Genomic DNA, 22081 nt, shown 5'->3' with positions numbered 1-22081 from the left:
ATCTGCTGTCAAACCGGGGTCCGCAGGCTACGGAGATACCCGGGGGTCAGTCGGTGTGTGCTGTGCGATGGGCTGCGGCCGCGGCCGCGGCAGCCTGCATGCCGCTGCGCACGGCGCCTTCGATGGTGGCCGGATACGGCCCGTCCACATGATCGCCGCAGGCCCACAGGCCGTGGCCCAGCTCCACGCCGGGCCGCTGAAGTTGGGGCAGGCAGGCGAAGGTGGCGCGCTTGTCGATCACGGTGCGCAGCGCAACCAGTCCATGCCAGCCCAACTGCGCCTGGGCCTGGGCCAGCACCTGGGCTTGCAGGGTTTCGCGGTCCGATGCGCTGTCGCTGATGACGAAGGCCATCAGGCCCTGCGGGCCGCCGAGTTGTCCACGGTCGAAGACGAATTGCGCAGGCGCATCGGGCGTGGAGCGCAGCGCCAGCCAGGGCGCGCCCGGGGGCAATGTGTGGGAGGCGTCAAAGGTCTGCGCATAGACGGTGGCAATGGGGCGGTGCTGCAGGTCCTGGGCCAGCTGCGCCCAGCGCTGCAGGGCTATGCCGTCGCGTGCAGGCAGGCTGTCGTGCTCGGCAGCGGTGAGTGCCAGGCGCGCCGCCTCGGGCGCGGGGCAGGCCAGCAGCACGGCGTCGAAGGGCGCGTCTTCGGCCTGGGCTGCGCCCAGCGTCCAGTGCGGGCCCTGGGGCTGCAGTTCGGCCACGCGGCTGCCCAGGCGCACGGCGTGGCCGCGCTCTTGCAGCCACTGCGCGGCCGGCGCGGGGAACAGGCTGCCCAGGTCACGGCGCGGCACCAGGAAATGCGAGCCGCCACGGCCGCTGAACAGCGCATCGCGCAGCACGCGAAGGAACACCGTGCCGCTGGCCAGGTGAATGGGTGTGTTGAGCGCCGAGATGCACAGCGGGTCGATGAACTCGCTGACCAGGCGCTGCGGCAGGCCGGCACACAGGTCGGCCACGGTGGCTTGCGGCACGCAGCGAAAGCCCGCCAGCCGCCAGCGCACGGCACGCGCCAGCAGGGCTGCACGCTCGCCCAGGCTCCAGCCGCGTGCGGTGGCAATGCCGGCCAGCGCATCCAGCGGCGCAGGCCAGTCGGGAAAGCGCAGGCCGCTGCCATCGGCGTAGGGCAGGGCCATGGGCTGGCGGTGCAGCGCCCGTTCAGGGTCCACACCCACCTCGCGCATGAGGCGCAGGCTTTCGGTGTACGCACCGATGAGGATGTGCTGGCCGTTGTCCACGCGCAGCGGGCCCTGTGGCGTGTCGAGGTCCATGCCGCGCGCACGGCCGCCGGGCTCGCGTGCGGCCTCGTGCAGGGTGATGTGCCAGCCGCTGCGCGCCAGCGCAAGGGCGGCCGCGAAGCCGGCCCAGCCGCCGCCGAGGATGGCGGCGCGCGGCTGAGCGGCGCGAGGCACAGAGGTGCGCGGCTTGTCTTTGGCGCTGTCTCTGCTCACCGCGCCATGCGCCCCAGCGCCTGCATCTTCCAGGCCAGCCAGAGCTTGCGCAGCGGCGGCAGGCTGATGCGCTGGTGCAGCACGCGGAAGTCGTCGGCCTCGATCTCGCGCAGCAGGGTGCGGTAGATGCTGGCCATCATCAGGCCGGGCTTTTGCGTGCGGCGGTCGGCCGCGGGCAGCAGGGCCAGGGCCTCGTCGTAGAGGCGGTGGGCGCGCTCGGCCTGAAAGCGCATCAGCGCGGTGAAGCGGTCGGAGTATTCGCGCTTGGTGATCTCATGCGCCTTGACGTCGAACTGCTGCAGCTCGCTGATGGGCAGGTAGATGCGTCCGCGCATGGCGTCCTCGCCCACGTCGCGGATGATGTTGGTCAGCTGGAAGGCCAGGCCCATCTTGTGGGCGTAGGCCGTGGTTTCTTCCTGCGTCTGGCCAAAGATGCGCGCGGCCACTTCGCCGACCACGCCTGCGACCAGGTGGCAGTAGCGCGCCAGGCCCGGGAAGTCCAGGTAGCGGGTCTGCTCCAGGTCCATGCGGCAGCCGTCAATGACGGCCTGCAGGTGGCGCTCCTCGATGGCGTAGACCGGGGCATGCGGCATGAGCGCCCGCATCACGGGATGGGAGGGCTTGCCTGCAAAGGCCTGGTGCACTTCGTTCTGCCACCAGCCGAGCTTGGTGGCGGCCACGCCGGGGTCGGAGACTTCGTCCACCACGTCGTCCACTTCGCGGCAGAACGCATAGAAGGCGGTGATGGCGGCACGGCGCTCGCGCGGCAGGAAGAGGAAGGCGTAATAAAAGCTGCTGCCCGAGGCGGCAGCCTTGTCTTGGACGTACTGATCCGGATTCATATGGGGCGGGATTGTCCCATGGACGGCTGGGGGCCAAAGCCTGGGTGTCGCAACGGCCGGCCCGCCATCACATGCGCAGGGCGCGCCACAGCAGCAGCGGCGCATCGGCCTTGCCGACGGTGGGGCGGCGGTAGAGGCTGGCGCCCTGCAGCGCATCGACCTTGTCCAGGATGCGCAGCCCGCCCTGCACGACCAGGCGCAGCTCCCAGCCGATGCGGCCCGGCAGGTGGTGCACCAGCGGTGCGCCGGACTGCATCAGTGCACGCGCCCAGGCCGACTGCTCGGCCAACAGTGCGCGCACGGCAGGGGTCAGTGCAGCGGGCTCGGCGCGCAGGTCTTCACGCCGCACGCCATGGGCGGCGCAGTCGGCATCGGTCAGGTAGTGGCGCTGGCGTGGCAGGTCCACGCTGAAGTCCTGCCAGAAATTGATCAGCTGCAGGGCGGTGCAGATGGCGTCGCTGCGGGCCAGCGATTCGGCATCATCCACCCCGTACAGATGCAGCAGCAGCCGGCCCACGGGGTTGGCCGAGCGGCGGCAGTAGTCGAGCAGCTCGGCGCGGTCGGCGTAGGTGGTGCCGGAATCGGTCTTGCGCACGTCCTGTGCGAAGGCGCTGAGCAGGTCGTCCATCAGCGCCAGCGGCAGCTGGTGGGCGCGTACTTGCGGCGCCAGCCCTGCAAAGACAAGAGGCCAGGCCGTGCGGGCGAGCATGGAGGCCTCGCCTTCGGTGCCCAGCGCCATCAGGTCGGCACGGTAGGCGGCCAGCGCAGCCAGGCGCTCGGACGGCGTGGCGTCGCCCTCGTCGGCCAGATCGTCTGCAGTGCGTGCGAAGTGGTAGAGCGCGGCAATCGGCGGGCGCAAGCGGGGCGGGCACAGCCAGGACGCCACGGGAAAGTTCTCGTAGTGCGTGACCGGGGCGGGGGAGGCGGGCAGGGTGGGAGCGGTGGACTTCACGGTGGCCGATTGTCGATGCTGCGCGCAAGGCCATGCATTTCACTTGACGGGCTCAAGGGCTTCTCCTAAATTACTAACCCGTCAGTCAGTAAACGGCGCCAGCCAGCTGCCGCGGCATGTTGCCCGGATCTTGCAGCCCGCAGCCGCTTTTCGCACCAGCCCTCCCGGATCCACATGCCCGACTTGCCATCGAACCCTGCCGCGCGCGCTTTGCCGCGCCATCTTCTTCTTGCCCCTCTGTGCCTGGCCGCCGCGCTGGCACTGGGCGCCTGCTCCAAGGCCGAGCCGCCGCCCGAGCCGGTGCGCGCCGTCAAGCTGCTCACTGTAGGCGTGGGCGCGCTGGACACGCAACTGGAATACGCGGGCGAGGTGCGCGCGCGCATAGAGTCGCGCCTGGGCTTTCGCGTGGCCGGCAAGCTCGTGCGCCGCGAGGTGGAACTGGGCCAGCACGTGCAGGCAGGCCAGTTGCTGGCGCGGCTCGATGCCAGCGACTACCGGCTGGGAGCTGACGCCGCGCGCGCCCAGGTGGCGGCCGCGACCACGCAGCGCGATCTTGCCGCCGCCGATGTGAGGCGTTACTCGCAGCTGAAGGCGCAGAACTTCATCAGCGGTGCGGAGCTGGAGCGGCGAGAGGCCACGCTCAAGTCCGCCCAGGCCACGCTGGACCAGGCCAAGGCGCAGCTGGCATCGCAGAGCAACCAGGAGGCCTATGCGCAACTGCTGGCCGATGTGCCCGGCGTGGTGACCGGCATAGACGCCGAGCCGGGCCAGGTGGTGTCGGCCGGCTCGCCCGTGGTGCGCATTGCCCAGGACGGCCCGCGCGACGTTGTGTTCGTGGTACCCGAAGACAAGCGCGGCGCCATCCGCGTGGGCCAGAAAGTGAATGTGCGCCCGTGGTCGGCCGGCATGCAGCCGCTGCAGGGCCAGGTGCGCGAGGTGGCGGCCAGTGCCGATCCGGTCACGCGCACCTACCAGGTGAAGGTGGCACTGCCCACTTCGGACGCAGCCGCCGTGCCGCCGCTGGGCGCGACGGTCCATGCGCTGCCCGAGGGCATGGGCCCCACGGGCCAGCCCGTGATCAAGCTGCCCACCACCGCGCTGCGCCAGGAAGGCGGCGGCGGCCAGGGCACGGCCGTGTGGGTGTTCGATGCCGCCAGCAGCACGGTCAAGCTGCAGCCCGTGCAACTGGCCACGGCCGATGGCAACGAGGCCGTGATTGCCGCCGGCCTGACGCCCGGCATGCAGGTGGTGGCCGCCGGCGTGCATGTGCTCACGCCTGGGCAGAAGGTCACGGTCTATCAGGACCGGTATGACAAGACGCAGCAGCCGGCACAGGCGCCTGCCGCCGCAGGTGCCGCAGCTTCCGCAGGTGCTGCGTCCAGCGGGGCGGCCCAATGAGCGGGCCCAAGCACAAGGCGCCGCAGGGCGGGCACTTCAATCTTTCGCGCTGGGCGCTGGACCATGTGGCGCTGACGCGCTATTTCATGGTCGTGCTGCTGCTGCTGGGCTTTGCCTCGTACTTCCAGCTGGGGCAGGACGAAGACCCGCCCTTCACCTTCCGCGCCATGGTGGTGCGCACCAACTGGCCGGGCGCCACGGCGCAGCAGATGGCCGAGCAGGTCACCGACAAGATCGAGCGTACGCTGCAGGAGGTGCCCTACGCCGACAAGATCAGCAGCTACTCCAAGCCCGGCGAGTCGCTGATCATCTTCCAGCTCAAGGACAATTCGCGCCCCGGCGATGTCCAGCAGCTGTGGTACACGGTGCGCAAGAAGATCGGCGACATGCGCTACACCCTGCCGCAGGGCGTGCAGGGGCCGTTCTTCAATGACGAGTTCGGCGATGTCTATGGCGTGATCTACGCCCTGCAGGCCGACGGCTTCAGCTACGCCGAGCTCAAGACCATGGCCGACGACGTGCGCCAGCAGCTGCTGCGCGTGCCCGATGTGGCCAAGGTCGAGCTGTTCGGCGTGCAGGACGAGAAGGTCTACATCGAGCTGTCGCAGCGCCGCCTGTCGCAGCTGGGCCTGGACATGAACCAGGTGCTCGGCCAGCTGGGCCAGCAAAACGCCATCGAGGGCGCAGGCGTGCTGCAGACGCCGCGGGAGGACGTGCAGGTGCGCGTGGCCGGCCAGTTCCTGGCGGTGGACGAGTTGCGCGCCATGCCCATCCGCGGCGCATCGGGCGCGCAGCTGCGCCTGGGCGATATCGCCGAGATCCGCCGCGGCTATGCCGATCCGGCCAATGTGAAGGTGCGCCACCAGGGGCGCGAGACGATTGCGCTGGGCGTGTCCATGACCAAGGGCGGCGACATCATCCGCCTGGGCAAGTCCCTGCGCGGCGCCGTGGGCGACATCGCGCGCACGCTGCCGGCGGGCGTGGAGCTGGCCAACATGCAGGACCAGCCCAAGGCCGTGGCCGACTCGGTCAACGAATTCCTGCAGGTGCTGATCGAGGCCGTGGTGGTGGTGCTGGCCGTGAGCTTCATCAGCCTGGGCCTGCACAAGCGCGAGGGCCACCAGCCGCTGTGGAAGCGCTGGTACATCGATCCGCGCCCGGGACTGGTGGTGGCCATCACGATTCCGCTGGTGCTGGCCGCGACCTTCCTGGCCATGTGGTACTGGAACATCGGCCTGCACAAGGTGTCGCTGGGCTCGCTGATCATCGCGCTGGGCCTGCTGGTGGACGATGCCATCATTGCCGTGGAGATGATGGTGCGCAAGATGGAGGAGGGCTACGAGAAGTACCGCGCTGCCACCTTTGCCTACGAGATCACGGCCAAGCCCATGCTGACCGGCACGCTGATCACGGCGGCGGGCTTCCTGCCCATCGGCATGGCCAAGTCCATGACGGGCGAGTACACCTTCGCCATCTTCGCGGTGACGGTGATTGCGCTGGTGCTCAGCTGGTTCGCCTCGGTGTACTTCGTGCCCTACCTGGGCATGCTGCTGCTCAAGCGCCCGCCGCACGCGGCCACGCTGCCGCCCGAGGTGGCCTCGGGCGAGGTGCCCATCGAGGAGACCAACCTCAATGCGTCCTCAGCCGAGCATGAGGTCTTCGACAGCCCGTTCTACAACCGCTTCCGGCGCGCCGTGAACTGGTGCGTGACGCACCGCTGGCTGACCATCGCCATCACGGTGCTGGTCTTCGCGCTGGGCCTGGTGGGCATGTCGCGCGTGCAGCAGCAGTTCTTCCCGGATTCCAGCCGGCCAGAGGTGCTGGTGGACATCTGGTTCCCCGAAGGCACGTCGCTGGCCGCCAACGAGGCCGTCACGCGCCGCGTGGAAGAGCGCTTCATGAAGCTCGACGGCGTGCGCACGGTCAGCGAATGGGTAGGCTCGGGCGTGCCGCGTTTCTACCTGCCGCTGGACCAGGTGTTCCCGCAGAACAACGTCTCGCAGTTCATCCTGGTGGCCCAGGACCTGCCCACGCGCGAGCGGCTGCGCAAGGCGCTGCCGGCGCTGCTGGCCCAGGAGTTCCCCGAGGTGCGCGGCCGCGTCAAGCTGCTGCCCAACGGGCCTCCCGTGCCCTATCCGGTGCAGTTCCGCGTCTCCGGCACCGACCCGCAAAAGCTGCGGGCCTATGCCGACGAGGTCAAGCAGGCCATGATCGCCAACGCCGACATGCGCGGCGTCAACGACAACTGGAACGAGTCCGTCAAGGCCGTGCGCCTGGAGGTGGACCAGGACAAGGCGCGCGCCCTGGGCGTGAGCAGCCAGGCCATCGCCCAGGCGGCCCGCGTCATGCTCAGCGGCTCCACCGTGGGCCAGTTCCGCGAGGGTGACAAGCTCATCGACATCGTGCTGCGCACGCCGTATTCGGAGCGCGACGCCATCACCGATATCGCCAATGCCTACCTGCCCACGGCATCGGGCAAGTCGATCCCGCTCACGCAGATCGCCAAGCCCGTGATGGTCTGGGAACCCGGCGTGATGTGGCGAGAAAAGCGCATGTTCGCCATCACCGTGCAGGGCGATGTGCGCGAGGGCCTGCAGGGCGCAACGCTGACCCATGCGCTGCTGCCGGGCCTGCGCGAGATCGAGGCGCGCTGGCACGCCGCAGGCGACACGGCCTACCGCATCGATGTGGCCGGCGCCGTGGAGGAAAGCTCCAAGGGCTCGGACGCCATCGTTGCCGGCGTGCCGGTGATGCTGTTCCTCACCTTCACGCTGCTCATGCTGCAACTGCGCAGTGTCAGTCGTTCACTGCTGGTGTTCATCACCGGGCCGCTGGGCATTCCCGGCGTGGCGGCGGCGCTGCTGCTGTTGGGCCGGCCCTTCGGCTTCGTGGCGCTGCTGGGCGTGGTGGCGCTAATGGGCATGATCCAGCGCAACTCGGTGATCCTGATCGACCAGATCGAGACCGACCGCGCGCGCGGCGTGCCGGCCTGGGACGCCATCATCGAAGCCGCCGTGCGCCGCCTGCGCCCCATCGTGCTGACGGCCGCTGCCGCCGTGCTGGCCATGATCCCGCTGTCGCGCAGCGTGTTCTGGGGCCCCATGGCCGTGGCCATCATGGGCGGGCTGATCGTGGCCACGGTGCTGACACTGCTGGCGCTGCCGGCCATGTACGCCGCCGTGTTCCGCGTGCGCCGCGAGCCCACGCATTGATGCAGCGAAAACGCGGAGGCCGCCGCTCAAATCCGGGGTATGGCAATGCACCCCGCAATTGCGGCTAGAATCTGCGCCCTGACCTAGGAGCCGCCGCGCAGGCGGCTCCCCCAAGAACCAGCGCGGGTGGCGAAATTGGTAGACGCACCAGGTTTAGGTCCTGACGCCAGCAATGGTGTGGGGGTTCGAGTCCCCCCCCGCGCACCACGCACCAACGCCGCTCAACTGCGGCGAACACTGCTCAAGCCCGCTTCCTGTAGAGGAGGCGGGCTTTTTTTCTGGGTCTCCGCTGCAAAACGGAACAGGTTGAAACCGGCACAAAACAGCGCAAAATCACATCACAATCCCGCGCAGATCCCGCTTGTGATCTCGCGCGGGCGGCAGGAGGTGGGATGGCGTATTTCCGGAAGGTGAAGAACGGCTGGCGGGCCGAGGTGGAGCGTGCGGGCATCCGGCGCACCGCCACGCGGGCGACCAAGGCCGAGGCGCAGGGATGGGCCGTGGCCGAGGAGGCGGCCATTCTGGCCGGGGCGCGCGGGGAGTTTCCGCGGCGCACGCTGGCCGAGGCGGTGGAGCGCTATCGGCGCGAGGTCACCGACAAAAAGACGGCCAGCACGGCGCGGGCCGACCATTTGCGCTTCGATGCCTGGCTGCGCGAGTTTCCCGAGCTGGCGGCCAAGGTGTTCCACGAGATCACGGGCGACGACCTGGCGCGCTGGCGCGATGCGCGGCTGCAGCAGGTCTCCGGCGCCAGCGTGCTGCGCGAGGCGCAGCAGTTCCGTCCGATCTGGACGCTGGCGGTCAAGCAGTGGAAATGGGTGGGCAAGAGCCCCTGGCCGGAGATCAAGCTGCCGGCCAAGTCCCATGCGCGCCGGCGCACGGGGCAGTGGAGCGAGGTGCGGCGCATGCTGCGCTCGGCCAATGTCTCGCCGCGCCTGGCGCCTGTCACCGCCATGGAGCAGACGGCCTGGACCATGCTGGTGGCCCTGCACACAGCCATGCGCAGCGGCGAGATCCTGCGCATGGGCCGCAGCAATGTGGATCTCAAGCGCCGGGTCTACCACCTGCCGCACCACAAGACCGAGGCCAAGGTGGGCGAGCGCCATGTGCCGCTGACGCGCCGTGCCGTGCGCCTGCTGCGCGTGCTGGACGCCGCCGCCGAGGCTGCCGGGCGCGACGCCTACTGGACCATCAGCGACGCCAGCCGTGACACGCTCTACCGCAAGCTGCGCGACCGCGTGATGGTGCAGGGCCTGCGCTTCCATGACCTGCGCGCCACGGCGCTGACCTGGCTGAGCAAGCGCGTGGATGTGATGACGCTGGCCCGCATCAGCGGTCACGTGGATATCAACGAGCTGTTCAATACCTATTACCGAGAGACGGCCGAGGACATCGCGGCACGGTTGTAGGCAGGATGGCTGCCAGAAATATCACTCCAATATGATATCTTGACAATATTATTCTGGAGTGATAATTTCAATTCATCATCTTGAGATGATATTTTGAATGCCCTGGCCAGGAGAACACCATGGACCACCTGTTGCAACTGCCCGATCAGCTTGCGCTGCACCTGAAGTCGCTGCGCAAGGCCGCTGGCGTGAGCCAGGCTGAACTGGCACAGCGGCTGGGCGTGTCCCAGTCGCGTGTGGCGGCGATAGAGCGTGACCCGGCCGCCATCAGCGTGCGCCAGCTGATGGAGATCCTGCAGCTGCTGGATGCCGATCTGCTCATGCGGCCCAGGGCGGATGCGGTGGTTTCTCCTGCGTCTGCACCTGTGCCTGTGCCTGTACCTGGACCTGCTGCGTCGAAGGTTGCCGAGCCCGCTCCACAACCGTACGCGGGTGACAACGTGCCCCGCAAGCCCGCCGACCGCCCCGTGGCCTTCAAGCCGCAGGCGCTGCCGCCGCACTGGCAGGACCGCAAGCCGAAAGGGTCCTGGTGATGGCGGCGCTGGGCGTCTGGATGAATGGGGAGCGGGTGGGCACCTGGGAGGTCACGCGCACGGGCCGCCATGTGTTCGCCTATGACCCGGCCTGGCCGCAGAGTGCGCATGCGCGGCCGCTGTCACTGTCCATGCCCTTCACCCGCGACCTGACGGTGGCGGGCGAGGTGGTGGCCCACTATTTCGACAACCTGCTGCCGGATGGCGAGGGCATTCGCCGGCGCATTCACCAGCGCTTCGGGCTGCGCGGGATCGATGCGTTTTCGCTGCTGGAGGCCATTGGCCGCGATTGCGTGGGTGCCGTGCAGCTGCTGCCCGAGGGGGCCGTGCCCGACGGTTTTGACCAGGTGCGCTTCGAGCCGCTGAGCGAGGCGCAGATTGCAGAGCACCTGGCCAGCCTGGGTGGCGGGTTTGGCGCGCTGGAGGTGGACCAGGAGTTCCGGCTGTCCATCGCCGGTGCGCAGGAGAAGACGGCGGTGCTGCGCCATGGCGGCCAGTGGTGCCGCCCGCTGGGTGCGACGCCGACCACGCATATCCTGAAGCCGGCCATCGGCGTGGTGCCGCACTGGCACTACGACCTGAGCGAGTCAGTGGCCAATGAGTGGCTGTGCGCCCGCCTGCTGGCCGAGCTGGGCTTTGCCGTGGCCGACAGCAGCATCGAGACCTTTGGCGGGCAGCAGGTGCTGTGCGTGGAGCGCTTTGACCGCGCCTGGACGGCCCAGGGCTGGATTGCGCGTCTGCCCCAGGAAGATTTCTGCCAGGTGCGCGGCGTTGCCAGCGCAAACAAGTACGAGACCCATGGCGGGCCCGGCATGCTGCAGTGCCTGCAGGTGCTGCAGCATGGCAGCGAGCCTGCCCAGGATTGCGCCCGCTTCGTGATGGCCCAGCTGGCGTTCTGGCTGCTGGCGGCCACGGACGGGCATGCCAAGAATTTCTCTGTGTTTCTGCAGCCGGGCGGCGGCTATGAGATGACGCCGCTGTACGACGTGCTGTCGGCCTGGCCCATCATCGGTCACGGCCACGGCAAGATTGCCCGCCAGCGCGCCAGGATGGCCATGGCCCTGCCGGGGCGCAGCCGCCACTACCGCCTGGCCGAGATCCAGCGCCGCCACTGGAAGGCCTTGGCCGAGACCACGCGCATCGCAGGCCTGTGGGAAAGCATGGTGGAGATGGTCGAGGCGCTGGACGGCGCCATAGCCCGGCTGCAGCCGCGCCTGCCGGCCAGCGTGCCGCAGCCTATGGCCCGGCAGATCTTCGACGGGGCGCGCGACCAGGCACGCCGTTTTCTTGCGGGCAGCGATTACTGAGCGCACGGCGATGGCCTGGTGCCGGCTCACCGGCGCCCCTCGGCCCAGGCCTTGACGTCGGCCATGCGCCAGTAGCGGATGCGGCGGCTGGCGTTGATGAAGGGCTTGGGAAAGTCCGGGCGCTTGGTCAGGCGCGCGGTGACGTGCTCGCGGCTCAGGCCCAGGTAGTTGGCGATGCCCTGGGTGTCCAGGCGCGGGGCGCTGTGAAAGAGTTCCATGTTCTGTTGCGTCATTGCGGTGTTCTCCGATGTCGTGTCCGGGGCTTGATCAGGCCTGGCGCGGCGTGATGGACTTGCCTGACTTCTTGCGCTCCACACGTTCAACTCGCTCCACTCGCTCCACTCGCAGAACGGGCCGGCCGCTGGCCAGCAGGGCGCAGGCCTGGGCGTGGCTGGCGCTGGCCGCTTTCAGGCGCAGCACGGGCAGCAGGCGGGCGTCGGCCAGTTGATCCAGCTGCGCGGCGTCCACGCCATGGGGGATGAGGGTGGCGCGGTAGCTGCGCAGGGCGGTGATGTTGTGGTGCATGGTGGGTCCTCCTGGGGTGGATCAGCTGGTCAAGAAAGGGTGGTTGGATGGCGTGGCGCCGGATGCGGGGCGGTGCAGCACTGAATCGGCACCCGAATCGGGCCCGGCCGGGTTGGCCCGGTCCTCGCGCTGGTGCCCGCCGCGGCCGATGAGGGCGCGCAGCGTGTGGCCCGTGAGCCGGGCCGTACAGTTATTGAAACCAGTCCAAGCGCGCGCCAGCGGCGCGCGGGCGGGCAAGGTGGGCGGGGCCACGTCGGCGACCTCGGCGCCCTCGGCGCCCTCGACGCTTTCTGCACCGTGGGTTTCCTGGAACTCCAGCGTGGCGCGAGCCACGCTGCGCCAGGCGATGCGGCGCGAGACCAGCCACTGGCCGCGCCGGGTTTCCAGGCCCACCACGCGGCCGCAGCCGGGCGCGATGGCCTCGCCGTATTGGTTGACGGCGCCGGCGGGCACGGGGCGGCGTGCCATGCGCAGGTGCCAGCGGTCGCGGGCCAGGCAGTGGCCGCCCATGGCTTCCATGTAGCGGCGCCAGTCGGCGGGGATGTCGGGCCCGTGGCGGTGGCTGGCGCCCCAGGCCTTCCAGCTGGCCTTGTCGCCGTCGATGCGGATCTGTTCGACCTGGTCCTTGCTGACACGGCGCAGCTCGCGCCAGACGCAGACGCTGGGCATGCCCACGGCCTGGAACTGGCGAATGCCCCAGCAGGCGGCCCAGGCGTCCACGCGGCGGTGGCCGGGCATGCCGCCCTGCTCCACATCCCACAGGCGGCCCTGCACCACGTCCAGGTGGTCGGCCAGGGCCGCATGGCCCACGCTCTTGGCGATGTACTTGGCCACGTAGCCGGCAGCGCCACCGCCGGTCATGCGCTTGACGTGGACGCGGTTGCGCTGGGCGCCGCGCTCGTCGCCATCTTCGCTGAGCCACCATTTGCGGATGGCGGCCTCGATGTGCCGGGCGTGCTCCTCGCACTCGGCCCAGACCAGGGCGTGCCAGTGCGGCGTGGCGTCATGGTGCGGCTCGGCCACGCGGATGCCGTACATGGCGATGCGCTGGCGGCCCAGGTGCGAGCGCACGCGCGCCCACATGGTGCGCAGCCACAGCTGGGCATCGCGCGGCGTGCTGTGGCCGTCGTAATGCGGATTGGGGCGGGGACGGCCGCCGCTGCCCAGCGTGACGGCGTGAAAGCGGCTGGGCGCCGTCAGCGTGAGAAAGAGGCCGACGTGGCTGCGCGCGTCGGCATATTCCTCTGCGCCGCGGATGCGCGTCATCAGCTCGCCGCCACGGATCACGGGGTTGGCCGGCGACAGCGCGGCCAGCTCGGCCAGGGTGAAGACCTGGCCGGCCTCGTTTCGGTAGAGGCTGCGCTCCAGCGCGCGGGCGTTGCGTTCGATCTGCGCGGTGCGCCGGCGCACGGTGGCATTGCTGGCATAGCCGCCGGCGCTGCGGTTGACGATGCCCAGCTTGACGGCACCGGCCTCCACGGTGCGCGTGACGTGGCGGCGCAGCATGCGGCGCCACCAGGCGGCATCCAGCGCGCGGCGGATGGCGGGCTCGCCGGCCAGCGGCGTGCTTTCCTGCAGGCCCAGCATGCGCAGCATCAGCCGCACCAGGTCCACGCGTGCGGCCAGGTCCATGTTCTGGGCCTGGGCGCCGGCGTCGAGCTCACCGACTTCGTCGCTCAGGCGCCTGGCCATCTGGCAGATCTCGTAGTCGTCCAGATTCCATTCGGCCGCACGGCCGTGGCGGCTGGCAAAGTCGTCAATGGCGGCCAGCGCGTCGTGGCAGGCAGCCCACTCGGGCTGGCCGTTGGCGTGTTGCGCGCCCTTTTGCCAGTCGCCCAGGCCCAGCAGCTTCATGGGCTGCAGCCACTGCGGCGGCAAGGCTTTTTCCAGCGCCTGCATGGCGCGCTGGACCATGTGGGGGCGGGGCTTGTGCTGATCCCATTGCTGCAGGCTGGCGGTGCGCAGCCTGCGGCCGGTGGATTTGGCGGCGAGCAGGACGGACATGGGCTCAGGTCCTCAGGGCCAGCGCGCGCAGCGGCAGCAGGCAGCTGCGCAGCGCGCGGATCTGGCGGCGGATGGCGTCGCGCTCGGGCGGCGGCATTTCGCGCCAGTCGCGCAGGGCCAGCTCCTCGATCTCGCCGTCTATGCCCGCCAGCAGCACCAGGGCCATGCGGTAGTGGCTGGCCAGGCCCGCCCATTCGCGGCTTTCGGCGCTGCCCGAGCGGCCGTTGGAGGCGCGCTGCGCGGCTTCGCGCTGCAGCTCGCGCAGGCGGATGCGGCAGTCCTGGACGCTCAGGCGCTGGTAGGCCTCGGGCAGTGCGGGCGGGTCCACGGGCCGGTATTCGGGCCGGTATTCGGGCGCGGGCGCATCGTCTGCCTGCAGCAGTCGCATCAGATCGGAAAGGCGCAGGTCGCCGAGCTTCATGGTCTGTCCAGGTCGTTTCAGGGTGAGCGCGTCCCGCAGGGCCTTCATGCAGGCTCCGCAGGTTGCGGGAAAGGGGGGGGTGGCGGCGGTGCAGGCGGGCTGCCCGCGCGCCGGGTGGGGCGCCGTCAGGAGCGGCGAAGGCGCCCCGGCCGCGCTAGCTGCGCGCGCCTTCGCTGGATTGGGCGGATTCGGCCGCCTGGGCTGCGCGGTGCGCTGCGCCTTCGTATTGCGAGGACGGCATGGCGTCCAGCTGGGTCTGCAGCAGCTTGCGCTTGATGTGCGTGCTCATCGGCAGGATCACCATGGGGTTGGGGATGGCGCTGGGGCTGATGGTGCGGTTGATCTCGGTCACCGCCGAGAACACATGGCCGCACTCGAAGTTGCGGCACTGGAAGATGGTCTCGCGGCTGGTGCTGGTCAGCTGCAGGCTGGTGCGGGTGTAGGCGTGTTCGTTGCAGTGGGGGCACATCATGCGCATGGCAGGCTCCTGGGGGCAGTTGGGATCGAAGACAAGGCGGTGAACAGGGCGGCGCGGGTGGCTATCGCGCCTGATCGGCCTGGGGCAGCGGCGGCATCTGCTGCTCGTACTGCTGCATGCCCATGCGGTACAGCTTCAGCGCGAAGTTGGAGGCGCTGCGGCTTTCACGGCTGGCATAGCGGGCGTGGCGTTCGCGTTCGGATGCCGTCATGCGCAGTGGCACGGGCCTGTCATGAAGCACCGGATCCGCAGGGATACCGGGCACGGCTCTGGGGGAGTGCATGGCTGTCATGTAGTATTTGGGATGGTTTGGATGGTTTGGTTACACGCTGACTGCATCATTGCTCGAAATTTCGAGCATGTCAATTGATGAATAGAAGAAATTTCGATCACATCGGTGAAAGGCTGAGGCAAGAGCGTCTGCGTCTGGACGTGGCGCAGCTCGCCATGGCCGACGCCTGCGACGTCTCGCGCGGCACCCTGGCCACCTGGGAGAAGGGCGAGCAATCGCCGAATGCGGCTGCCCTGGCCGTGATGGCAGGCCTGGGCGTGGATGTCCTGTATGTGGTCACGGGCCAGCATGCGAACGCATCGGTCCAGACCCTGGCGCCCGACGAGCGCGAGCTGCTCGATTGCTACGGCCGGGCCGACGATTCGGGCCGCGCCGCCATCATGGCCGTGGCGACCCTGGCCGCGCGCTGAACGGCCTGCGCCGGCCGCTCCAAGACGCGCTCTACCCGCCCCTCTCGCTCACTTGGCGCGCGTCTCCAGCGTCAGCTTGGAGGTGAAGCCGGCGTCGCCCAGTTCGTGCTGGATCTTGACGACCAGCCACGGCGTGTCATCGATCTCTGCCTTGAATCCCTGCAGCTTCAGCGGCGTCTGCGGCATCAGGTCGGGCCGCGCCAGCGCCAGCTTCAGGCCCATGGTGGCCTTGGCGCGGTTGATGCGGCCCATCTCGGCCTTGGCGGCGGCCTGCGCCTCGGCCTCGCTGCCGTAGGTGTCCTTCAGGCGCTTTTCGTTGTCTTCGGTGCCCTGCGTGGCACTGCGTTTTTCGGCGCGATCCGCGTCGTTCCAGTACGCGCGAACGCCGCTGTAGTCGTTGCGCGCGGCCGTGTGGTAGGCGTGGCTGTCGCCCACGGTGCGCGTGAGCGTGGCGGCCTCCACGGTCTGGCCGCCGGCGGTGATCTTGCTGTCGATGGCGATGAAGGCCAGCTTGCCCTTCTTGACCGTGCACACGGCGTCGTACTGCCGCGCCAGGCGGCTGCAGAAGTTCAGGTCGCTTTCGTGGGTCTGGTCGATGTGGTCCACGCGCAGGTTCTCGAACTGCGCGTCCACGCGCACCTGCAGGCCGTTGCGCTGGGCGATGCTGCGCACGATCTGGCCCAGCGTGCTGTTGTGGTAGCTGTGCTCGGAGCGCATGCGCAGCTGGCGCTTGAGCTCGGCCGAGCGCGCATGCACCACGATCCTGTCGGGCGCGCCCTGGTGCTCCACCTCGTCCACCTCGTAGGTGCCCTTGTCGACCAGGCCGTGGCCGGCCCAGCCCAGCTTCAGCGCGATCTTGGATCCCTTGCCCGGCAGGGCCAGGCGCCCATCGCTGTCGTCCAGCGTGATGTCCAGCTTGTCGGCTTCTTCGCCGCGCGATTCGGACAGCGTCAGGTTCATCAGCCGCGTGTCCACCTGGCTGGTGATGTCGTGCCCGTCCAGGACGATTTCGTACTGGGGCTTGGCGTGCAAGTATTCCTGCGTGGCCATCAGATCCACCATTCCCAGAAGTCTTCATCGGGCCAGGGATCGACGCCGCCGCTGCCTTCGGCCAGGTGGTCGTCCACGCGGGCCAGCTTGAGATCGAACTCGATGCGGCGCGGCTTGCCGCCCGGTGTGTAGTGCGTGCCGGTCTGCTGCAGGCTCTCGATGACCCAGGCGCCCAGGATGCTTTCGCCGCCCACCAGGGCCCATGCCTTGCCCTGGTCGGCCATTTCGCGCAGGTCGTCCAGCGACTTGGCCGTGCCCCGGAACTCGGGTGCGAGCACGCCGGTCAGGCCCAGCGTTTCATCGCCTGGGCCCAGCGACTGGCGGGCGGGGCGCGCGCCCACGCGGCTGTTGCTCGGGTGGCGCCAGGTGCTGCTGCGCACCAGCTTGTCGAATGCCAGTGTGTCGATGCCGAAGGCAAACTGGCCCAGTGTGATCAGCATGCTCATGCTCCTCAGTCGATGTCCGACAGCTGCGACAGCACGCTGGAGCGCCTGACCATTTCGCGGCGGTCCAGCTCGGCGGCCACGGCGCGGGCAATGGCCTGCGCATCCTGGCCGGGCGCAGCGTTGACGGTGATATGGATGGTGGCGCCGGCCACCGGGGCCGGTGCCGGCGCGGGAGCAGCGGCGCTGGCCAGCGGCGGGCGGCTGTCGATGCGCACGGCGCCCGTGTCGGCCAGGGCCGGCATGGCGCCCGTGGCCAGCGTGGCCGCCGTGGCTGCAGCAGCGACACCCTGGCGCAGTGCGCCGGCGCGGCCCTGGTCGGGTGCTGACGCATCGCCGGACTTGAACCATGAGCCCACCGACGAGGCCAGGCCGCTGATGCCCTTGCCGGCCAGGTCAGAGACCACGCCGAACAGGCCGCCCGTGGCGCCATCGAGGCCGGCCTTGCCGGCCTCCAGCAGCGTGCCGCCGACGCCCTTCCAGTCGCCGGCCTTGAAGGCGGTGGACAGGCCGTCCCAGTTCTGCATGATCGAGCCGCCCGCGCCCATCAGGCCGCCTGCGAGCCGGCCCATGGGTGTCATGCGCACCAGGCCCATCAGCGATGCGGCTGCACCACCCAGACTGCCGCCCAGGCCACCGCCGACGGCTCCTGCGGCCCCCAGGCCGGCGCCCAGCAGGCCCATGACGGCGCCCGCACGGCCCTTGCCTGCACCGCCGCCGAAGATGCGGCCTGCAGCGCGGCCCGCGCCGGCCAGGGCGGTGCCTATGCTGCCCATGGCAGCGCCGCGGCCCATCATGGCCAGCGACAGGACCACGGCGCCCAGCCCGCGCCTGAGCACGCCCGCAGCGTTGCTGGCCATGCGCAAGCCTCCCGACAGCAGACCCATGGCTCCGCCACCGCCGCTCATCATGGACAGGGACAGGACCACGGCGCCCACGCCGCGCCGGAGCACGCCCGCAGCGTTGCTGGCCATGCGCATGCCGCCGGCCAACAGGCCCATGGCACTGCCGCCGCCGCCCATCATGCCCAGCGACAGGACCACGGCCGCCAGGCCGCGCCTGAGCACGCCCAAGGCACCGCTGCCTGCGCCCATGGCCGCGCCCATCAGGCCGAACACGGTGCGCGTGAGCAGCAGCGGCGCCAGCAGGCCGAACAGCACGCTGCTCACCAAACCAACGCCTGCCACCAGCAGGCCCAGCACGGCCACGATGCGCAGCGTCCACTGCACGATCTGGGGATGCTCCTTGACCCAGGCACGCATGCCTTCGGTCATCTCGCGCAGCGTGCCCAGCACGGCCTTGAGGTCGGACTCAATGGTCGAGCCCATGTCGCTCAACAGGCCGTTGTAGCTGTCCTTGACGGACTCGTATTGGGCCGAGACCGAGTCCTTCAGGATGGCCACGCGCCCATCCATATCCGCCTGTGACTTGAGCTGGGAGGCGATCTGCTGGTAGCCGCCCGGGCCCTGCTGGAGCAGCGCCTCCAAGGCCTTGCGCGTCTGCGCATCGCCGCCCGCCAGCTTGTTCAGCGCAGCGGCGCGCAGCTTGTCGCTGCCCAGGCTCTGCAGCTTTTGCAGCTGGGCCATCATCTGCTCGGTGCCGCCGAACTGGCCGCTGGCGTCCTTGAAGTCCAGCGACACGCCCTGGCTCGCGAGCATCTTGTTGACCTGGCCCAGTTTGGCCGGGTCCATGGAGTTCTTGACCAGGTTGCCGACGGCCTTGCCCGCGGCCTCGCCGCTGATGCTGGCGTCGTTGAGCATGAGCAGCAGCGGCGCAAACATCTGTCCCGACCTTGCGCCCTGCTGTCCCAGCTGCGGCAGGGCCTTGCCGATGGCGTCCAGGCCCTTGACCATGCCTGTGGGGTCCAGTCCCAGGTGGGAGGTGCGCTGCACCGTGTCGGCCAGTGCGGCCATGTCGCCCGCGCTTGCGCGGGTGGCCTGCTGCAGCTGCGCCGCGAACTCGCCGGCCTCCTTGGCAGGCATGTTCAGCACCGCGCCCAGGTTGGCCGCCTGCCGGGCCACGCCGCCCAGCACATCCTGGGAGGACACGCCCTGGCGCTGCAGCTGGTTCATCATCGCGATGTAGTCGGCCGTGCTGCCGGGCATGTCGGTGCCCAGGCTCTTGGCCAAGTCCAGCACCTGCTGGTAATCGGCGCCCGGCTTGCCATTGCTGCCCGCCATAGTGGCGCGCAGCTGTGCGGCGGCCTGGTCGTCGGTCATGAAGGCCTGGCTCACGGCGCGCACGGGCGCCAGCATCTTGCCGCCCGTCTCGCGCAGCGCCTGGCCGCGATCGGCCAGGGTCTTGCTCTGCTCGCGCAGGGCGTCGATCCTCTCCAGCCGCTGGGCGGCCGGTGCCACCACCTTGCGCTGCTTTTCCATCTGGGCCGTGGTGGCGCGGATGTCGTTGTGCAGCTTGCGCTCGTGCGCGGACAGGTTGCCCGTGTCCACGCCCGCGCCGCGCAGGCCTTCGCGCATGTCCATCAGGCGCGATCGCTGCGTGGCGCGCAGCAGCGCCAGGCGCTCCTCCTCGACCTGGGCCGAACGCAGCGCGCGCAGCATGGCGCGCGAGGGCTGCTCGCCCGCGCCCGATTCCAGCCGCAGCTGGGCCATCTGCTGGCGCGCGCCGCGCAGCCGTGCCGTGGTGTCTGCCAGGCCGCTGCGCAGCGCGCGGTAGTCGCCCAGCTGGGTTTGCTGCTGCTGCAGCTTCTTCAACTGGTCGACCGTTTCCTTGAGTTCCCTGGCCGTGTTGCTGCTGGTTCTGCCCAGCAGCGCCAGGGGCTGGTGCACACGCTCGGCCTGCTTGAGCACCTCGTCCAGGCGCAGGGTGTCAACGGCCATGGAGGGCTCCCTGGCCGGTGCGGTGTTGGCGTTGGATGGAGGTCATGGGCAAGGGGCGTGCAAGAGAGGGGCGAGAGGCGGGCGATGGAGTGGAGGTGGTGCTCAGTCCTGGCTCAGTCCTGGCTTTCGTAGCGCTCGCGCGCCCGTTCATGCCATTGGCCGAGTTCGGCCAGCGACATGTCCTCCATGTCCGCCGGCCGCCAGTGGAAGACCATGGCCAGGTCGGCCATGGCGTCCTCTACGCGCTCGGGAATTGCTCCCTCTGCGCCTTCGGCACCAAAAAAGAGGCCACCTCCGTACCCAGGGTCACCAGGTCGGCGGGGTCCAGCTGCAGCACCTCGGCCTTGTGCAGCATGGGCTCGGTCACGCGCGGCAGCAGGGTCTGCAGCGCGGTCACGTTCATGTGCAGCAGCTCGACCAGCGACAGGCCGCGCAGCGCGCCGGCATTGGGGCGGCGCACCAGCACCCGGGCCAGGTCGCCGCCGGGGCGCTTGAGCGGCACGTCGAGCGTGATCTCGCGCGCATCGCCCGATGCGAGGGCGGCCGCATTGGCGGCAGCCTGGTTCTGGAGGTCTTCCTGGGGCTTGGTGGTGTCCATGGTGTGTCAGCGTTCGGGTGAAGGGAAAGTGAGGACCGGGCCGGCCGGCCCGGGGGCCCGGTGAGGCCCGGTGAGGTCAGGTCAGACGAGCCAGGCTCAGATGCCCAGCGCGGCGCGGACCTGGGCCAGGCGGTCGATGCCGTTGACGACTTCGACGAAGTTGACCGGATGGATCTCGATCAGCACCTGGCCGTTGATGGACAGGCGGTAGTAGCTGACGGCCAGCTTGTACTTGATCTCGGTCTTGTCGCCGGCCTTGGCCTTGCCGGGGTCGAACTCCGAGAAGCGGCCACGCATGACCACTTCCAGCGAGTCCACGCCTTCGCTGTCATCGCCCTGCAGGGCGCCGGCGAAGCGCAGCAGCACGCCGTCGTGGCGCAGCGTGCCCCAGGTGGAGATCAATTCCTTCATGTAGCCGGCAGCGGTCAGGTCGGCCTCGATGGCCTCCATGCCGAAGTCCAGGCTGACCTCGCCGTTCATGCCGCCGGCGCGGTACTTCTCCATCTTGCGGGTGAGCTTGGGCAAGCCCACTTCGGGCATGTCGCCGATGTACGAGTTGCCATCCACGAAGGTGGCGAAATTCTTGAGAGAGCGGGGCAGTCCCATGGTGCTTTTCTCCTGTGTATCCGGTGTGTTCGGTGTATTGGGTGTGTCGGGTGCGGCCGCCGTTTACTGGCCGGTGCCCACGCGCAGGGCGAAGTCGGCGAAGTAGCGATCGGTGATGCGCTGGCGAAAGCCCAGGTCCTCCAGCGGAGGCACGGGCGTGTAGTCGTAGTCCAGCACCAGCTTGCCGGCCTTGAGCGTGGCGGTCTCGTTGACCGTTTCGTCGTACCAGGCCTTGCCGTCCAGGATGTAGCCCAGGGCCTTCAGTTCGCGGAACTTGGTGTTGATGCCTTCCAGGATGTCCTTGACCAGGCTGGGGTGCATGGGCTTGTCCACGGCCCAGAAATGCGCCTCGGCCATGGTGTCGGCCAGCACCTGCGCGGTGCGCACGCTGGACTCGAAGCGGAACAACTCGCTGTCCGTGCAGGTGCGCGAGCCCCAGAAGCGGTGGCCCTGGCTCTGGATCAGCGTGGTGATGCCGGCCTGGTTGAGGATGCCGGCCTCGGTATCGGGGCTTTGCAGGTCCCAGTGCACATCGCGCGAGATGCCCAGCACGCCGGACAACGGCACGTTGGACAGCGTCTTGTGCCAGCCCTGCTCCTGGTCGATGCGTGCGCGCAGGCCCAGGGCGTAGGCCACGGGCGAGGCGTCCTGCACGGCGGCGGTGGACAGGTCCAGCGCCTTGAAGCCGGGCCACAGCAGCATCAGCTCGCGCTGGCCGAAGTGCTCGCGGTAGGCCTGGGCCTCGGCCACATCGTTGCCGATGGCCGCCGCATACGCAAAGCCGCGCAGCTTGATGGCCACGGACGCCAGCGCGTCGGTCACGGCCTGGCTGTCCAGGCCCGGTGCGCCCAGAATGCGCGGCTTGACGCCGAGCTGGGCCTGGGCCGCCAGCAGCGCCTGCAGGCCCGTGTACTGGTTGCCGGCGGTGGTGCCGATGACCTTGGCGTCCTGGTCGGTGCGGCGCTCGGCCTCGGTGGCGCCTTCGCCATCGGCCACGCGCACGACGACCAGCACCGGGCGGCACTGCTCCTTGATGGCGTTCAGCGCCTGGGCCAGCGTGCCCTTGGTGCCGGCCTTGCCGATGGCCGCATCGACCTTGGTGACCAGCACCGGGCGGTTCAGCGGGAAAGTGGCCGCATCGGCGTCGCTGGCCGTGGCCACGAGGCCGATCACGGCCGTGGACACGATGCGGATGGAATTGATGCCTTCGCTCACTTCCGTGACGCGAATGCCATGATGGAACGGGGCTGTCGCCATGGTGTTCTCCGGGTTGGGGGGTGGTTGGGCCGTGGGGCTGTCGTCAAAAAGGGGTGG

At 69.3% G+C, this 22081-nt stretch carries 22 protein-coding genes and 1 tRNA gene; 7 read left to right on the top strand and 16 right to left on the bottom strand.

Features of this window, described 5'->3' with window-relative positions:
* Window positions 1-46 precede the first annotated feature (46 nt).
* The 3 genes from hpnE to hpnC all read right to left on the bottom strand — a co-directional run bounded on the left by hpnE (window position 47) and on the right by hpnC (window position 3244).
* Entirely contained in the window at window positions 47-1450 is a 1404-nt protein-coding gene (hpnE, locus tag G4D77_RS06030; RefSeq protein WP_154834816.1) for a hydroxysqualene dehydroxylase HpnE, read from the bottom strand.
* Entirely contained in the window at window positions 1447-2292 is an 846-nt protein-coding gene (gene hpnD, locus G4D77_RS06025) for a presqualene diphosphate synthase HpnD (RefSeq protein ID WP_016449592.1), read from the bottom strand. The genes hpnE and hpnD overlap by 4 nt, the downstream gene beginning before the upstream one ends.
* Before the next feature lie 67 nt (window positions 2293-2359).
* On the bottom strand, window positions 2360-3244 hold the full coding sequence (hpnC, locus tag G4D77_RS06020) for a squalene synthase HpnC (RefSeq protein WP_017404284.1): 885 nt from the start codon (window positions 3242-3244) through the stop codon (window positions 2360-2362).
* Window positions 3245-3418: 174 nt separating this feature from the next.
* Here hpnC and G4D77_RS06015 point away from each other — a divergent pair, with 174 nt between their 5' ends.
* The 6 genes from G4D77_RS06015 (at window position 3419) to G4D77_RS05990 (ending at window position 11103) form a co-directional block, all read left to right on the top strand.
* On the top strand, window positions 3419-4642 hold the full coding sequence (locus G4D77_RS06015; protein ID WP_154834815.1) for an efflux RND transporter periplasmic adaptor subunit: 1224 nt from the start codon (window positions 3419-3421) through the stop codon (window positions 4640-4642).
* On the top strand, window positions 4639-7854 hold the full coding sequence (locus G4D77_RS06010; RefSeq protein ID WP_016449589.1) for an efflux RND transporter permease subunit: 3216 nt from the start codon (window positions 4639-4641) through the stop codon (window positions 7852-7854). The genes G4D77_RS06015 and G4D77_RS06010 overlap by 4 nt, the downstream gene beginning before the upstream one ends.
* Before the next feature lie 120 nt (window positions 7855-7974).
* A tRNA-Leu gene (locus G4D77_RS06005) sits at window positions 7975-8061 on the top strand.
* Window positions 8062-8246: 185 nt separating this feature from the next.
* On the top strand, window positions 8247-9263 hold the full coding sequence (locus G4D77_RS06000; protein ID WP_026062098.1) for a tyrosine-type recombinase/integrase: 1017 nt from the start codon (window positions 8247-8249) through the stop codon (window positions 9261-9263).
* 119 nt (window positions 9264-9382) lie between these two features.
* The gene (locus tag G4D77_RS05995; RefSeq protein ID WP_212646052.1) at window positions 9383-9796 is read left to right on the top strand and encodes a helix-turn-helix domain-containing protein; all 414 of its coding nucleotides are present in this window, start codon (window positions 9383-9385) and stop codon (window positions 9794-9796) included.
* Complete coding sequence (locus G4D77_RS05990) at window positions 9796-11103, top strand: type II toxin-antitoxin system HipA family toxin (protein ID WP_213757929.1); 1308 nt, start codon at window positions 9796-9798, stop codon at window positions 11101-11103. The genes G4D77_RS05995 and G4D77_RS05990 overlap by 1 nt, the downstream gene beginning before the upstream one ends.
* A 26-nt stretch (window positions 11104-11129) precedes the next feature.
* Here the strand turns inward: G4D77_RS05990 and G4D77_RS05985 are convergent, their stop codons facing one another.
* From G4D77_RS05985 to G4D77_RS30815, 6 genes are all read right to left on the bottom strand, one after another.
* Entirely contained in the window at window positions 11130-11336 is a 207-nt protein-coding gene (locus tag G4D77_RS05985) for a helix-turn-helix transcriptional regulator (RefSeq protein WP_012204496.1), read from the bottom strand.
* Between the two features lie 34 nt (window positions 11337-11370).
* Entirely contained in the window at window positions 11371-11628 is a 258-nt protein-coding gene (locus tag G4D77_RS05980; protein WP_213757928.1) for a hypothetical protein, read from the bottom strand.
* 21 nt (window positions 11629-11649) lie between these two features.
* Entirely contained in the window at window positions 11650-13632 is a 1983-nt protein-coding gene (locus tag G4D77_RS05975) for a replication endonuclease (RefSeq protein ID WP_213757927.1), read from the bottom strand.
* 4 nt (window positions 13633-13636) lie between these two features.
* On the bottom strand, window positions 13637-14101 hold the full coding sequence (locus G4D77_RS05970; protein WP_213757926.1) for a hypothetical protein: 465 nt from the start codon (window positions 14099-14101) through the stop codon (window positions 13637-13639).
* Window positions 14102-14207: 106 nt separating this feature from the next.
* The gene (locus G4D77_RS05965) at window positions 14208-14531 is read right to left on the bottom strand and encodes an Ogr/Delta-like zinc finger protein (RefSeq protein ID WP_012204500.1); all 324 of its coding nucleotides are present in this window, start codon (window positions 14529-14531) and stop codon (window positions 14208-14210) included.
* Between the two features lie 61 nt (window positions 14532-14592).
* Window positions 14593-14742: a hypothetical protein gene (locus G4D77_RS30815; RefSeq protein WP_236884675.1), complete on the bottom strand. Its 150-nt coding sequence runs from the start codon at window positions 14740-14742 to the stop codon at window positions 14593-14595.
* Window positions 14743-14900: 158 nt separating this feature from the next.
* Here G4D77_RS30815 and G4D77_RS05955 point away from each other — a divergent pair, with 158 nt between their 5' ends.
* Window positions 14901-15233, top strand: a complete 333-nt coding sequence (locus tag G4D77_RS05955; RefSeq protein WP_012204502.1) for a helix-turn-helix domain-containing protein — start codon at window positions 14901-14903, stop codon at window positions 15231-15233.
* Between the two features lie 48 nt (window positions 15234-15281).
* Here the strand turns inward: G4D77_RS05955 and G4D77_RS05950 are convergent, their stop codons facing one another.
* The 7 genes from G4D77_RS05950 to G4D77_RS05920 all read right to left on the bottom strand — a co-directional run bounded on the left by G4D77_RS05950 (window position 15282) and on the right by G4D77_RS05920 (window position 22024).
* Window positions 15282-16295: a contractile injection system protein, VgrG/Pvc8 family gene (locus tag G4D77_RS05950; protein ID WP_213757925.1), complete on the bottom strand. Its 1014-nt coding sequence runs from the start codon at window positions 16293-16295 to the stop codon at window positions 15282-15284.
* A complete protein-coding gene (locus G4D77_RS05945) occupies window positions 16283-16723 on the bottom strand; it encodes a phage tail protein (protein ID WP_016450707.1) in 441 nt (146 codons plus the stop codon). The genes G4D77_RS05950 and G4D77_RS05945 overlap by 13 nt, the downstream gene beginning before the upstream one ends.
* 11 nt (window positions 16724-16734) lie before the next feature.
* On the bottom strand, window positions 16735-19563 hold the full coding sequence (locus G4D77_RS30985) for a phage tail tape measure protein (RefSeq protein ID WP_213757924.1): 2829 nt from the start codon (window positions 19561-19563) through the stop codon (window positions 16735-16737).
* A gap of 113 nt (window positions 19564-19676) precedes the next feature.
* Window positions 19677-19793: a GpE family phage tail protein gene (locus G4D77_RS05935; protein ID WP_012204506.1), complete on the bottom strand. Its 117-nt coding sequence runs from the start codon at window positions 19791-19793 to the stop codon at window positions 19677-19679.
* A gap of 8 nt (window positions 19794-19801) precedes the next feature.
* Window positions 19802-20161, bottom strand: coding sequence for a phage tail assembly protein (locus G4D77_RS05930; RefSeq protein WP_012204507.1), 360 nt, complete (start codon window positions 20159-20161; stop codon window positions 19802-19804).
* A 96-nt stretch (window positions 20162-20257) separates the two neighbouring features.
* Window positions 20258-20767 (bottom strand): phage major tail tube protein, encoded by a 510-nt coding sequence (locus G4D77_RS05925; RefSeq protein ID WP_213757923.1) that lies wholly within the window; start codon window positions 20765-20767, stop codon window positions 20258-20260.
* A gap of 63 nt (window positions 20768-20830) precedes the next feature.
* A complete protein-coding gene (locus tag G4D77_RS05920) occupies window positions 20831-22024 on the bottom strand; it encodes a phage tail sheath subtilisin-like domain-containing protein (protein ID WP_016450710.1) in 1194 nt (397 codons plus the stop codon).
* Window positions 22025-22081: the final 57 nt, after the last annotated feature.

It is taken from the genome of Delftia sp. WY8, from assembly GCF_018437695.1.
In the GTDB taxonomy this organism is placed as follows: Bacteria; Pseudomonadota; Gammaproteobacteria; order Burkholderiales; family Burkholderiaceae_C; genus Comamonas; species Comamonas tsuruhatensis.
This window is presented reverse-complemented; position numbering and strand designations above follow the sequence as displayed.